The organism is Burkholderia stabilis (genome assembly GCF_001742165.1).
Taxonomy (GTDB): domain Bacteria; phylum Pseudomonadota; class Gammaproteobacteria; order Burkholderiales; family Burkholderiaceae; genus Burkholderia; species Burkholderia stabilis.
This window is the reverse complement of the sequence record NZ_CP016442.1, coordinates 2,994,431-3,007,733: the sequence shown is the minus strand read 5'-3', so window position 1 is coordinate 3,007,733 and position 13,303 is coordinate 2,994,431. Positions and strand designations below refer to the sequence as shown.

Annotated in this window: 11 protein-coding genes; 10 read left to right on the top strand and 1 reads right to left on the bottom strand. The window is 68.6% G+C overall.

Annotated elements, in window-relative coordinates:
- Positions 1-29: 29 nt before the first annotated feature.
- Entirely contained in the window at positions 30-1,670 is a 1,641-nt protein-coding gene (locus BBJ41_RS14030; RefSeq protein ID WP_069746897.1) for an ABC-F family ATP-binding cassette domain-containing protein, read from the top strand.
- 16 nt (positions 1,671-1,686) lie between these two features.
- Here the strand turns inward: BBJ41_RS14030 and BBJ41_RS14025 are convergent, their stop codons facing one another.
- The gene (locus BBJ41_RS14025; protein ID WP_069746896.1) at positions 1,687-2,766 is read right to left on the bottom strand and encodes an MBL fold metallo-hydrolase; all 1,080 of its coding nucleotides are present in this window, start codon (positions 2,764-2,766) and stop codon (positions 1,687-1,689) included.
- 305 nt (positions 2,767-3,071) lie between these two features.
- On the opposite strand from BBJ41_RS14025, the gene aceK reads away from it, so the two are divergent.
- From aceK to bioB, 9 genes are all read left to right on the top strand, one after another.
- Positions 3,072-4,889 carry a bifunctional isocitrate dehydrogenase kinase/phosphatase gene (gene aceK, locus BBJ41_RS14020; protein WP_069746895.1) on the top strand — a complete coding sequence of 606 codons (1,818 nt, stop codon included), beginning with the start codon at positions 3,072-3,074 and terminating at the stop codon, positions 4,887-4,889.
- Positions 4,890-4,945: 56 nt separating this feature from the next.
- Positions 4,946-5,713 (top strand): carbonate dehydratase, encoded by a 768-nt coding sequence (gene can / locus BBJ41_RS14015; RefSeq protein ID WP_069746894.1) that lies wholly within the window; start codon positions 4,946-4,948, stop codon positions 5,711-5,713.
- 99 nt (positions 5,714-5,812) lie between these two features.
- Positions 5,813-6,490, top strand: a complete 678-nt coding sequence (locus BBJ41_RS14010) for an SDR family oxidoreductase (RefSeq protein ID WP_069746893.1) — start codon at positions 5,813-5,815, stop codon at positions 6,488-6,490.
- 39 nt (positions 6,491-6,529) lie between these two features.
- Positions 6,530-6,967 (top strand): YchJ family protein, encoded by a 438-nt coding sequence (locus tag BBJ41_RS14005; protein ID WP_069746892.1) that lies wholly within the window; start codon positions 6,530-6,532, stop codon positions 6,965-6,967.
- A 106-nt stretch (positions 6,968-7,073) separates the two neighbouring features.
- Entirely contained in the window at positions 7,074-8,339 is a 1,266-nt protein-coding gene (locus BBJ41_RS14000; protein WP_069746891.1) for a dienelactone hydrolase family protein, read from the top strand.
- Positions 8,340-8,872: 533 nt separating this feature from the next.
- Positions 8,873-10,219, top strand: a complete 1,347-nt coding sequence (gene bioA / locus BBJ41_RS13995; RefSeq protein ID WP_175972713.1) for an adenosylmethionine--8-amino-7-oxononanoate transaminase — start codon at positions 8,873-8,875, stop codon at positions 10,217-10,219.
- On the top strand, positions 10,216-11,451 hold the full coding sequence (bioF, locus tag BBJ41_RS13990) for an 8-amino-7-oxononanoate synthase (RefSeq protein ID WP_069746890.1): 1,236 nt from the start codon (positions 10,216-10,218) through the stop codon (positions 11,449-11,451). The genes bioA and bioF overlap by 4 nt, the downstream gene beginning before the upstream one ends.
- Positions 11,448-12,167, top strand: a complete 720-nt coding sequence (bioD, locus tag BBJ41_RS13985) for a dethiobiotin synthase (protein ID WP_069746889.1) — start codon at positions 11,448-11,450, stop codon at positions 12,165-12,167. Before bioF ends, bioD begins: the two co-directional genes overlap by 4 nt.
- Positions 12,168-12,208: 41 nt before the next feature.
- Positions 12,209-13,228 (top strand): biotin synthase BioB, encoded by a 1,020-nt coding sequence (gene bioB, locus BBJ41_RS13980; RefSeq protein WP_069746888.1) that lies wholly within the window; start codon positions 12,209-12,211, stop codon positions 13,226-13,228.
- Positions 13,229-13,303 lie beyond the last annotated feature (75 nt).

The following is a 13,303-nucleotide window of genomic DNA, read 5'->3' as shown; positions in this document are numbered from 1 at the left end:
AAGGTCTTCACGCATTTTCGGAGGTGCTTATGGCTGCTGCCACGCCCACCGGCGCGCTCGTCGCGCTTCATCACGTTTCCTATCGCTTCGACGACGGCTTCACGCTGTTCGATTCGCTCGACCTGTCCATCGACCGCACACCGACCGGTATCGTCGGCCGCAACGGCGTCGGCAAGAGCCTGCTCGCGCAGTTGATCGCCGGCCGACGCACGCCCGGCGCCGGCACGATCGACCGGCATACGGCGGTCGTCTACGTCGCGCAGCAGCACCACGACGCATCGACAGGCTCGCGCAGCGTCGCGGCAATCGCCGCGCTCGACGCACCGCTCGGCGCGCTGGCGCGTCTCGCGGACGGCCGCGCGGAGCCGCACGACTTCGACCTGATCGGCGATCGCTGGGATCTCGCCGAACGGCTGCGCACCGCGCTCGACGCGGCCGGCCTGCACGACGTGCAGCCCGACACGCCCGCACACGCACTGAGCGGCGGCCAGCTCGCGCGCGTCGCGCTGATCGGCGCGCTGCTGTCCGGCGCCGGGCTGCTCGTGCTCGACGAGCCGACCAACCACCTCGACGCGCCGGGCCGCGCATGGTTGCGCGCGGCGCTCGACGGCTGGCGCGGCGGCCTCGTCATCGTGAGCCACGACCGCGCGCTGCTCGCCGGCGTGCAGCGCATCGTCGAACTGACGCCGCAAGGCGTGCGCTCGTATGGCGGCAACTACGCGCTGTACCGCGCGCAGCGCGATGCGGAACAGGACGCCGCGCAAGCGGCGCTCGACCATGCGCGCAGCGAACGCGGGCGCGTAAGGCGCAGGCTCGAACAGGAGCACGACACGATCCAGCGCCACGCGGCCGGCTCGCTGCGCGAAGCGAAGACGGCCAACCTGTCGTCGATGGCGAAACAGAGCCGCAAGGGCTCGGCGCGCAACATCATGGGGCAGGTCCGGCGCCATCAGGACGAATTCAAGGCGACACTCGACGAGCGCGTGCAGCAGGCGGCCGCGCGCGTCGAAACCGATTCGCCCGTGCTGGTGTCGCTGCCGGGCACCGAGGTCAGCGCGCGCCGCCAGTTGTTCACGCTCGAAGGCGCGCAACTGCCGTGGCGCGTCGCCGGCGCGGCCGATGCGATCACGTGGTCGGCCAGCGGCGCCGTGCGCATCGCGCTGACGGGCCCGAACGGCTGCGGCAAATCGACGTTGCTGCGGATGCTCGCGGGCGAACTCGCGCCGCGCTCGGGGCAATGCACGACGCACGTGAGCGCCGCGTATCTCGATCAACGGCTCGCGCTGCTCCATCCCGGGCGTTCGATCGTCGAGCAACTGGGGCTGCTCGATACGCCGCTCGCCGAAGGCGACCTGCGCAGCCGTCTCGCGCTGCTGCAACTCGACGCGACGCGCGCAACGCAGCCTGCGCGGCAGCTGAGCGGCGGCGAACGGCTGAAGGCCGCGCTCGCCTGCGCGTTGTGGCGCGGCACGCCCGCGCAGTTGCTGCTGCTCGACGAGCCGACCAATCACCTCGATCTCGAATCGGTGCGCGCGATCGAAGCGGCGCTGGCGGGGTTCCCTGGCGCGATCGTGGTCGCGTCGCACGACACCGCGTTTCTCGCGGCGCTCGAACCGACGCACACGATGCAATGGCATCACGACGGGTGGCGTTACGAACCCGTCGTGTGAGGAGAAAACGGCGGTATCAGCCGGCGGTGCGGAACCGCAGCACGCCGTCGTCGCCCTGCTCGCGCGCGAGCTCGCCCGCGAGCCACAGCAGGTTCAGGTGCGCGATCGCCTCGCCGAGCGCGAACGTCATCTGGTGGATGTCGAGCTCGCGGCGGCGGAACATGATCGGCACGATGTCGGCCGCGCTCGCCGGTTTTTCGGCGCACGCGACGCGCACTTCGTCGAGCCGCGCGTCGTGGTGCGCGCGCAGTTGCGCGATGCGCGTGCGCACGCCGCGGAACGGCTTGCCGTGCGACGGCAGCACGAGCGTGTCGGGCGCCATCGTCTCGTAGCGGCCGAGCGACTGCAGATACAGCGCGAGCGGGTTCCCTTCCGGCTCGAGGTCGAACACGGACACGTTCGTCGAGATGCGTGGCAGCACCATGTCGCCGGAGATCAGCACGCCGTCCGCTTCGCTGTGCAGCGCGCAATGTTCAGGCGAATGCCCGTAGCCGGTGACGACGCGCCACGTGCGCGCGCCGATCGTCACCGTATCGCCTTCGCGCAGGCGGCGGTAGCGCGGCGGCACGGCCGGCACGAGATCCGAGTAGTAGTTGCGGCGGTTGCGCAGCTTGTCGAGCGCGGCGGGATCGGTCAGGCCGTGGCGCGCGAAATGATCGGCGGCCGCCGCGCCGCCCGCGTTCGAGCCATTGCCGGCCGCCATCAGGCAGCCGAACATGTATTCGCCGAGCGTCATCCACAGCCGCACGTTCCAGCGGCCCTTGTCGCCGCCTTCGCACAGCCAGTTCGCGAGGCCGAAGTGATCGGGATGGCAGTGCGTGACCAGCACGCGCAGCACCGGCAGGCCGTCGAGATGCGTGTCGAAGATCCGTTCCCAGTGCGTACGAATCGCCTCCGACGAGATCCCGCAATCGACGACCGTCCAGCCGGCCTGCCCGTCGATCTCGTCGCGCAGCAGCCAGAGGTTGATGTGGTCGAGCGAGAACGGCAGCGGCATGCGCAGCCAGCGCACGCCGGGCGCGACCTCGAACGTGTCGCCCGCGGCAGGCAGCGTGTCGGCGAAGGGGTAGTCGAGTTGGTGTTCCAGTGCGTTCATCGGTGGGGCGTCTCGTCGTTATCTGTGCGAATGCGCGCCGGCGGCAGGCCGCGGCGGGCGATGCGTCGATTCTATCGCCGTCGTGCGAAACGCGCGCCCGGCGGCCGCCTGCCCGCCAAAAAAAGTTCGTGTCAGAATCGGTTCCGTACCCGTATCTTTACGCGAAGATGCGCCGAACGGCACCCAACGGTGGATAACCCACCGATTGACGGCCCTGGGCGCGTCGCCCCGAAAGTCATTGAAACGCCGACTTGGGCGCTAAAATGGCGAGTGCTTACAGCCCTTCCCGAACGAGCCTGCACGCGATGAATCACTTCCCCAAACTGCTGTCGTCGCAGATCGGTTTCGACGTCGCGCAGACGATGCTCGAATACTTCGATCGCCACTACCGGATCTTCCGCGAAGCGGCCGTCGAGGCGAAGGCACTGTACGAGCGCACCGACTGGCACGGGCTGCAGCGGCTCGGGCGCGAGCGGATCACGTCGTACGACGATCGCGTGCAGGAATGCGTCGAGGTGCTGGAAGACGAATACGACGCGGAGAACATCGACGACGAAGTCTGGCAGCAGATCAAGCTGCACTACATCGGCCTGCTCACGTCGCACCGCCAGCCCGAGTGCGCGGAAACCTTCTTCAATTCGGTGTGCTGCAAGATCCTGCACCGCTCGTACTTCAGCAACGATTTCATCTTCGTGCGCCCGGCGATCTCGACCGAGTACCTCGAAAACGACGAGCCGGCCGGCAAGCCGACCTATCGCGCGTATTACCCGGGCACCGACGGGCTCGCGGCGACGCTCGAGCGCATCGTCACGAACTTCCAGCTCGACCCGCCGTTCGAGGATCTCGAGCGCGACATCGGCTGCGTGATGCAGGCGATCCACGACGAATTCGGCCACTTCGACGCCGCGCCGAATTTCCAGATCCACGTGCTGTCGTCGCTGTTCTTCCGCAACAAGAGCGCGTACATCATCGGCCGCATCATCAATGCCGACCGCCTGCTGCCGTTCGCGGTGCCGATCCGCCACGTGCGCCCGGGCCTGCTCGCGCTCGACACGGTGCTGCTGCGGCGCGACCTGCTGCAGATCATCTTCAGCTTCTCGCACTCGTACTTCCTCGTCGACATGAACGTGCCGTCGGCGTACGTCGAGTTCCTGTGCACGATCATGCCGGGCAAGCCGAAGGCCGAGATCTATACGTCGGTCGGCCTGCAGAAGCAGGGCAAGAACCTGTTCTACCGCGACCTGCTGCATCACCTGTCGCATTCGAGCGACCGCTTCATCATCGCGCCCGGGATCAAGGGCCTCGTGATGCTCGTGTTCACGCTGCCGTCGTTCCCGTACGTGTTCAAGATCATCAAGGATCACTTCCCGCCGCCGAAGGAAACGACGCGCGCGCAGATCATGGAGAAGTACCAGCTCGTGAAGCGCCACGACCGCCTCGGTCGGATGGCCGACACGCTCGAGTATTCGAGCGTCGCGCTGCCGCTCGCGCGGCTCGACCACGCGCTCGTGCGCGAGCTGGAGAAGGAAGTGCCGTCGCTGCTCGAATACGAGGGCGACAACCTCGTGATCAAGCACCTGTACATCGAGCGCCGGATGACGCCGCTCAACCTGTACCTGCAGAACGGCAGCGACGCGGACGTCGAGCACGGCGTGAAGGAGTACGGCAACGCGGTGAAGGAGCTGATGAAGGCGAACATCTTCCCCGGCGACATGCTGTACAAGAACTTCGGCGTCACGCGCCACGGCCGCGTCGTGTTCTACGACTACGACGAAATCGAGTACCTGACCGACTGCAACGTGCGCCGCGTGCCGCCGCCGCGCAACGAGGAAGACGAGCTGTTCGGCGAACCGTGGTATACCGTCGGCCCGCACGACATCTTTCCGGAGACCTACGGACCGTTCCTGCTCGGCGACCCGCGCGTGCGTGACGTCTTCATGAGGCATCACGCGGATTTCTTCGATCCCGCGCTGTGGCAGGCGAGCAAGGACAAGCTGCTGCAGGGCGAGTTGCCCGATTTTTACCCGTATGACGCATCGCTGCGCTTCAGCGTGCGCTACCCCGCGCGCTTCGGCGCGACGGACCAGAACGACGGCGCAGGCGACGCACAGCGCGCCGCCTGACGCCGGTTATACCCAACCCGATATCGACCTGATTTCCGCCAACGGAATCCACACCGATGAACACCCAAGACAATCCGCTTTCGCACCTGTTCGACAACAACGACGCGTGGGTCAAACGCAAGCTCGAAGACGATCCGCAATTCTTCGCGCGCCTCGCCGACCAGCAGGCGCCGGAATATCTGTGGATCGGCTGCTCGGATTCGCGCGTGCCCGCGAACCAGATCATCGGCCTGCCGCCGGGCGAAGTGTTCGTCCACCGCAACATCGCGAACGTCGTCGTACACAGCGACCTGAACTGCCTGTCGGTGATCCAGTTCGCGGTCGACATCCTGCGCGTGAAGCACATCATGGTCGTCGGCCACTACGGCTGCTCGGGCGTGAACGCGGCGCTGCTCAACCGCCGCGTCGGTCTCGCCGACAACTGGCTGCATCACGTGCAGGACGTGCGCGAGCGCCACGCGGCGCTGCTCGACGAATGGCCGGTGGGCGAAGCGCGCTATCGCCGCCTGATCGAGCTGAACGCGATCGAGCAGGTCGTCAACGTGTGCCGCACGACGATCGTCAACGACGCGTGGGCGCGCGGCCAGTCGCTCACCGTGCACGGGCTCGTGTACGGCGTGCACGACGGCCGGATGCGCAACCTCGGGATGGCCGTGTCGAACTTCGAAACGCTCGACGAAACCTACAAGCGCTGCGTGGCCGCGCTCACCGCGGGCGGCGAGCACGCGCCCGACAACGACATGATCGCGGCGGACGCCGCGCGGCTCGAAGGCGTCGCGCAGGCCGTCGCCGACACGCTGAAGCCGTGCGACGACGCGAAGTAATGCCTGGCCGCCCAGGCGGCAGCGGCGAAGCAGCCACAATCGGCATCGAACGGATCTGACGCCGCCCCCGCGGCGACGCAAAGCAAAGGAGCGGCGCACATGAAAACCGTACTGATCGTCGGCGCATCGCGCGGCCTCGGCCGCGAATTCGTCCGGCAATACCGTCGCGACGGCTGGAACGTGATCGCCACCGCGCGCGACGAAGCGTCGCTCACGGCGCTGCGCTCGCTCGGCGCAACCGCCCATGCGCTCGACATCGCGCAGCCCGAGCAGATCGCGGCGCTCGGCTGGAAGCTCGACGGCGAGCGGCTCGATGCGGCCGTGCTCGTGTCGGGCGTCTACGGGCCACGCACCGAAGGCGTCGAGACGATCACCGCCGAGGATTTCGACGCGGTGATGCACACGAACGTGCGCGGGCCGATGCAGTTGCTGCCGATCCTGCTGCCGCTCGTCGAGGACGCGCGCGGCGTGCTGGCCGTCGTGTCGAGCCGGATGGGCAGCATCGCCGAGGCGACCGGCACGACCGGCTGGCTGTACCGCGCGAGCAAGGCCGCACTGAACGACGCGCTGCGCATCGCGTCGCTGCAGACGCGCCACGCCGCGTGCATCTCGCTTCACCCCGGCTGGGTGCGCACCGACATGGGCGGCGCGCAGGCCGCGATCGATCCGGAAACCAGCGTGACCGGCATGCGCCGCGTGATCGCCGAAGCCGGCGCGGACGTATCGCAGGCAAACGGCCGCTTCTTCCAGTACGACGGCATCGAGCTGAGCTGGTAATCCACGGTAACAACCGAGCGTCGTTAATTCACGTTTCGCATGATTTTGACCCGACCTGACGCGTGCCCGTGCGGCGGCGCATCCCCCGCTCCCGCCGGCAAAGCGCCGGCCCCGCGTTATGCGGCCTGCTGCGGCCGCTTCATCGACGGCGGCGAGACCGCACCGACCGCGCTCGAGTTGATGCGCTCGCGGTACAGCGCGTACGTACTCGGCGCGACCGACTACCTGCGCGCGACGTGGGCGGCGCGCACCTGCCCGCCCGATCTCGACACCGACCCCGAAGCCCCCGACGCGCCGCGCTGGCTCGGCCTCGCGGTGAAACGCCACGCGCCGCTCGACGAACGGCACGCGGAGGTCGAATTCGTGGCCCGCTACAAGGTGGGCGGACGCGCCTACCGGCTTCACGAAACGAGCCGCTTCGAGCGCGACGAACACGGTTTCTGGCGCTACGTCGACGGCGAAGTAAGCGAACGCTGACAAATAGTTGCTGTGTCAGACGCCGGGTAATTCCCGCATTGCACAACCCGAATTTGTCGGGCTACGATGACCTCGAATTGGTCATGTTGCATGGCAGGGCTTACGAATGGCGTTCAGCAAGGTATTGGTGGGATGGATGGCGGCCTGTGCGCTGTCGGCCGCTCAGGCCGATACGTTGCCGAGCGCGAACACGGCCACGGCGAGCGGCTCGCTCGCTCACGCCGAGCGCTTCGATTACGGCGATTCGCGCCTGCCCCAGGTCGCGGCCAGCCTCAACGAACAGATCATTCGCATTCCGGCCGACGCGTCGGGCTCCGTCACGCTCGAGGCGACGCTCTTCAAGCCGGACGGTCCCGGCCCCTTCCCGCTCGTCGTGTTCAACCACGGCAAGAACACCGGTGATCTCCATCTGCAGCCGCGCAGCCGGCCGCTCGCGTTCGCGCGGGAATTCGTGCGTCGCGGCTATGCGGTGATCGCGCCGAACCGCCAGGGCTTCGCGGGCTCGGACGGCACGTACCAGCAGGAAGGCTGCAACGTCGGCAAGAACGGCCTCGCGCAGGCCGCCGACGTCAACGCCACGGTTCGCTACATGTCGCGCCAGTCGTACGTCGATGCGTCGCGCATCGTCGTCGCGGGCACGTCGCACGGCGGCCTCGTCTCGGTCGCGTACGGCACCGAAGCCGCACCGGGCGTGCGCGGCATCATCAACTTCTCCGGCGGGCTGCGCCAGGATCTGTGCGACGGCTGGCAGCGCAACCTCGTCGACGCATTCGACCAGTACGGCGCGCACACGGCCGTGCGCTCGCTCTGGCTGTACGGCGACAACGATTCGGTGTGGACGCCCGCGCTCGTCGCGCAAATGCACGACGCGTACGTGTCGCACGGCACGCAGGCCCAGTTCATCGATTTCGGCCGCTACAAGGACGACGCGCACCGGCTGATCGTCGATCGCGACGGCGTGCCGGTCTGGTGGCCGGCCGTCAACGCGTTCCTCGACAAGCTGAACCTGCCGACCACGGTGCGCTATGCGGTCGCGAACCCGCACGAGCCGAAGGCGACCGGCTACGCGTCGATCGATGCGGTCAACGCGGTGCCGTACGTCGACGAAGCCGGCCGCGAAGGGTATCGCCGCTTCCTGAACCAGCATCCGAGCCGCGCGTTCGCGGTGTCGTCGGAAGGCGCGTGGTCGTGGGCCGAAGGCGGCGACGATCCGATGGCGCTCGCGCTCGACAACTGCGCAAAGCAAGGTGCGGGCGCGTGCCGGCTGTATGCGGTGAACGATCGTGTCGTGTGGAACGCGAACACGCAGACGGCCGACAACGGCGACGCCGATACGCGCGACACGGATACGCACTCGCTGGCTTCGCGCTGACGCGCGGCGGTTTGCCCGCCGCGGTTCTGCGGTTCTGCGGTTCTGCGCTTTTCCGCCTCTCCACCTCTCCGCTTCTGCGCCTCTCCACTTCTGCGCCTCTCCGCTGCCTCTCTGCGTCCGCGCTTCCCCGTTTTCCTCCATTCGCAACCGCATCACGCGCCGTCTCACACCATTCTCGCCACCCATTCCCTCGCCGAATTCCCCATACGATTCGACCGCCGCCTTCCGCCCCGGCATCGCTCCGCTTCACCGCCCCCTCCTTCGATCCCCGATTTTTCCCGGTCGCACCACGCCTGCGCCCCGCGATTTTTTTCTGTCGGGGGGTATCACTCGAACGTCGTCAACTGCGCGCATTTCGGGACATTTGCCGCGTACCGTTCCGAGCACCCCCGATCTGCGCCGAACTCCCGCTCAGCAAGGCTTTGCGGTGTTTGTAACCACTAGTGCAACGCGTCGCGGAACACGCTAATCTCAGCGCGTTTTCGAATTTGCCGCGCGGCATCCCGTCGATGCCGCGCCATCCCGGAGTTGCCTTGAGTACGCGAGCCACCGACGACTGGGTCGCGCGCAGCCTGCGCGCGGTCTGGCACCCCTGCACCCAGATGAAGCACCACGAGCGCCTGCCGCTCATCCCCGTCGCGCGCGGCGCGGGTCTGTGGCTGTACGACCGTGACGGCCGCCGCTACTTCGACGCGATCAGCTCGTGGTGGGTCAACCTGTTCGGCCATGCGAACCCGGACATCAACGCGGCGCTGAAGGACCAGCTCGACACGCTCGAGCACGCAATGCTCGCCGGCTGCACGCACGAGCCCGCGATCGAGCTCGCCGAACGGCTGCACGCGCTCACCGGCCGCACGCTCGGCCATGCGTTCTTCGCGTCGGACGGCGCGTCGGCCGTCGAGATCGCGCTGAAGATGAGCTTCCACGCGTGGCGCAACCGCGGCCGCGCGGGCAAGCAGGAATTCGTGTGCGTCGCGAACAGCTATCACGGCGAGACGATCGGCGCGCTCGGCGTGACCGACGTCGCGCTGTTCAAGGATGCGTACGACCCGCTGATTCGCCACGCGCACGTCGTCGCGTCGCCCGATGCGCGCGGCGCGCTGCCGGGCGAAACGGCCGCCGACGTCGCGGGCCGCGCGCTCGCGGACGTGCGGCGCCTGTTCGTCGAACGCGGCGACCGGATCGCCGCGCTGATCGTCGAGCCGCTCGTGCAATGCGCGGCCGGCATGGCGATGCACGATCCGTCGTACGTGCGCGGGCTGCGCGCGCTGTGCGACGAATTCGACGTGCACCTGATCGCCGACGAGATCGCGGTCGGCTGCGGCCGCACCGGCACCTTCTTCGCGTGCGAACAGGCCGGCGTCTGGCCCGATTTCCTGTGCCTGTCGAAAGGCATCAGCGGCGGCTACCTGCCGCTGTCGCTCGTGCTCACGCGCGACGACGTGTTCGCGGCGTTCTACGACGACGACACGACGCGCGGCTTCCTGCATTCGCATTCGTACACGGGCAACCCGCTCGCGTGCCGCGCGGCGGTCGCGACGCTCGACCTGTTCGCGCGCGACGACGTGCTCGCGAGCAACGCGCGCAAATCCGCGACGCTGCACGCCGCGCTTGGCTCCCTCGACGCACACCCGCAGGTGCGCCATCTGCGCGAGCGCGGCACGCTGTTCGCGTTCGACGTCGCGCTCGACGGCGATGCGGCGCGCGGCTTCTCACGGCGCTTCTTCGAACGCGCGCTCGAACGCGAGCTGCTGCTGCGCCCGATCGGCACGACCGTGTACCTGATGCCGCCGTACGTGATGAGCGACGACGATATCGCGTGGCTCGCGCAGCGCACGCGCGACACGCTCGATGCGACGCTCGAGGAGATTGCACGATGACGTCCCTGCTCGACACCCTGCAACGCGGCCTCGCCGATCTCGACGCACAAGGGCTGCGCCGCGTGCGCCGCATCGCCGACACCGCGTGCGACGCGCGCATGACCGTCGACGGCCGCGAGATCGTCGGCTTCGCGAGCAACGACTACCTCGGCCTCGCCGCGCACCCGGCGCTCGTCGCCGCATTCGGCGAAGGCGCGCAGCGCTACGGCTCCGGCAGCGGCGGCTCGCACCTGCTCGGCGGCCATTCGCGCGCACACGCGAAGCTCGAGGACGAACTCGCGGCCTTCTCCGGTGGCTTCTCCGACGCGCCGCGCGCGCTGTACTTCAGCACCGGCTACATGGCGAACCTCGCCGCGATGACGGCACTCACCGGCAAGGGCGCGACGATCTTCTCCGACGCGCTGAACCACGCATCGCTGATCGACGGCATCCGACTGTCGCGCGCGAACGTGCAGGTCTATCCGCATGCGGATACGGCCGCGCTCGCCGCGCTGCTCGACGCATCGGATGCCGAAACGAAACTGATCGTCAGCGACACCGTGTTCAGCATGGACGGCGACCTCGCGCCGCTCGCCGAACTCGTCGCGCTGGCCGAACGCCACGGCGCATGGCTCGTCGTCGACGACGCGCACGGCTTCGGCGTGCTCGGCCCGCAGGGTCGCGGCGCGCTCGCGGCCGCCGCGCTGCGTTCGCCGCATCTCGTGTACGTCGGCACGCTCGGCAAGGCGGCCGGCGTCGCGGGCGCGTTCGTGATCGCGCACGAGACGGTGATCGAATGGCTGATCCAGCGCGCGCGCAGCTACATCTTCACGACGGCCGCGCCGCCGGCCGTCGCGCATGCGGTATCCGTCAGCCTGACGGTGATCGCGGGCGACGAAGGCGACGCGCGCCGCGCGCACCTCGCCGCGCTGATCGAGCGCACGCGCGCGCTGCTGCGCCGCACGCGCTGGCAGCCGGTCGATTCGCACACGGCCGTGCAGCCGCTCGTGATCGGCAGCAACGACGCGACGCTCGCCGCGATGCGCGCGCTCGACGCGCACGGCCTGTGGGTGCCCGCGATCCGGCCGCCGACGGTGCCGGCCGGCACGTCGCGGCTGCGCGTGTCGCTGTCGGCCGCGCATTCGTTCGACGATCTCGCGCGGCTCGAAACCGCGCTGGTCGAGGCCAGCGAGGAAGCGGCCCCGCTCCGCGCCGACGCTCGCCCGCTGCCCGCCGAGGGGGCTGCCGCATGACGGCCGCGCTCTCCCTTTTCGTCACCGGCACCGACACCGAAATCGGCAAGACCTTCGTCTCGGCCGCGATGCTGCACGGCTTCGCGCGGCTCGGCCTGCGGGCCGCCGCACTGAAACCCGTCGCGGCAGGCGCGTACGAACGCGACGGCGTGTGGCACAACGAGGACGCCGACCAGCTCGACGCGGCCGCGAACGTCGTGCTCCCGCCCGAACTGCGCACGCCGTTCCTGCTGAAAGCGCCGGCCGCGCCGCACATCGTCGCCGCGCAGGAAGGCGTGACGCTCGACATCGACACGATCGTCGCGTGCCATCGCGAGGCGCTGACGCGCGCGGACATGGTCGTCGTCGAAGGCGCCGGCGGCTTTCGCGTGCCGCTCACCGATACGCACGACATGGCCGATCTCGCCGTCGCGCTCGGCGTGCCCGTCGTGATGGTGGTCGGCGTGCGGCTCGGCTGCATCAGCCACGCGCTGCTGACGGCCGACGCGATTGCCGCGCGCGGCCTCACGCTCGCGGGCTGGGTCGCGAATCACGTCGACCCGGCGATGTCGTTCCCGGACGAGAACGTCGCGACGCTGCGCGACTGGCTCGCACGCGAGCACCGCGCACCGCTCATCGGCCGCATTCCGTACATGGCGCCGGCCGCGCCCGAATCCGCCGCGGCGATGCTCGACATCGCCGCGCTCGTCGAGTCGCTGCGCACCGCGCAGCATTGACCCAACCGAATCCCCACTCCCGCCCAGGACAGGAAAACGAAATGACCCAAGCCCAGACCGCCGCCGTGCAACCCGACGCGATTCCCGTGGCCGCACCGGCCTCGCAACGCTGGCGCGTCGCCGACGTCGTCGCGCTGTTCGCGCTGCCGTTCAACGACCTGATCTTCCGCGCGCAGCAGGTGCATCGCGAGCACTTCGACGCGAACGCGGTGCAGCTGTCGACGCTGCTGTCGATCAAGACGGGCGGCTGCGAGGAAGATTGCGGCTACTGCTCGCAGTCGTCGCATCACGACACGGGCCTGAAGGCCGAGAAGCTGATGGACGTCGACACGGTGCTCGACGCCGCGCGCGCGGCGAAGGCGAACGGCGCGAGCCGCTTCTGCATGGGCGCCGCGTGGCGCAACCCGAAGGAGCGCCACATGCCGGCGCTGACCGAGATGGTGCGCGGCGTGAAGGAACTCGGCCTCGAAACCTGCATGACGCTCGGCATGCTCGAGGACGAACAGGCGCAGCAGCTCGCCAATGCTGGCCTCGACTACTACAACCACAACCTCGACACGTCGCCGGAGTTCTACGGCCAGGTGATCTCGACGCGCACGTACCAGGACCGTCTCGACACGCTCGACCGCGTGCGCGACGCGGGCATCAACGTGTGCTGCGGCGGCATCATCGGGATGGGCGAGTCGCGCCGCGAACGCGCAGGCCTGATCTCGCAGCTCGCGAACCTGAACCCGTATCCGGAATCGGTGCCGATCAACAACCTCGTCGCGATCGAAGGCACGCCGCTCGAAGGCACCGCGCCGCTCGATCCGTTCGAGTTCGTGCGCACGATCGCGGTCGCGCGCATCACGATGCCGAAGGCGGTCGTGCGCCTGTCGGCCGGCCGCGAGCAGCTCGACGACGCGATGCAGGCGATGTGCTTCCTCGCGGGCGCGAACTCGATGTTCTACGGCGACCAGCTGCTGACGACGAGCAACCCGCAGACGCAGCGCGACCGCGCGCTGTTCGAGCGTCTCGGCATCCGCGCGAGCCAGGCAGACGCGCTGTCGGAAAACGCGTAAGCGGCAACGTCACGCACGCGCTGCAAACGAAAAAGCCGGGGCATGCCCCGGCTTTTTTTCATCCGCACGCGCCGC

What these genes read in the sequence shown, in the direction of transcription:
- BBJ41_RS14030 (WP_069746897.1), top strand. Translation starts at nt 30, where the DNA reads ATGGCTGCTGCCACGCCCACCGGCGCGCTCGTCGCGCTTCATCACGTT.
- BBJ41_RS14025 (WP_069746896.1), bottom strand. Translation starts at nt 2,766, where the DNA reads ATGAACGCACTGGAACACCAACTCGACTACCCCTTCGCCGACACGCTG.
- aceK (WP_069746895.1), top strand. Translation starts at nt 3,072, where the DNA reads ATGAATCACTTCCCCAAACTGCTGTCGTCGCAGATCGGTTTCGACGTC.
- can (WP_069746894.1), top strand. Translation starts at nt 4,946, where the DNA reads ATGAACACCCAAGACAATCCGCTTTCGCACCTGTTCGACAACAACGAC.
- BBJ41_RS14010 (WP_069746893.1), top strand. Translation starts at nt 5,813, where the DNA reads ATGAAAACCGTACTGATCGTCGGCGCATCGCGCGGCCTCGGCCGCGAA.
- BBJ41_RS14005 (WP_069746892.1), top strand. Translation starts at nt 6,530, where the DNA reads ATGATTTTGACCCGACCTGACGCGTGCCCGTGCGGCGGCGCATCCCCC.
- BBJ41_RS14000 (WP_069746891.1), top strand. Translation starts at nt 7,074, where the DNA reads ATGGCGTTCAGCAAGGTATTGGTGGGATGGATGGCGGCCTGTGCGCTG.
- bioF (WP_069746890.1), top strand. Translation starts at nt 10,216, where the DNA reads ATGACGTCCCTGCTCGACACCCTGCAACGCGGCCTCGCCGATCTCGAC.
- bioD (WP_069746889.1), top strand. Translation starts at nt 11,448, where the DNA reads ATGACGGCCGCGCTCTCCCTTTTCGTCACCGGCACCGACACCGAAATC.
- bioB (WP_069746888.1), top strand. Translation starts at nt 12,209, where the DNA reads ATGACCCAAGCCCAGACCGCCGCCGTGCAACCCGACGCGATTCCCGTG.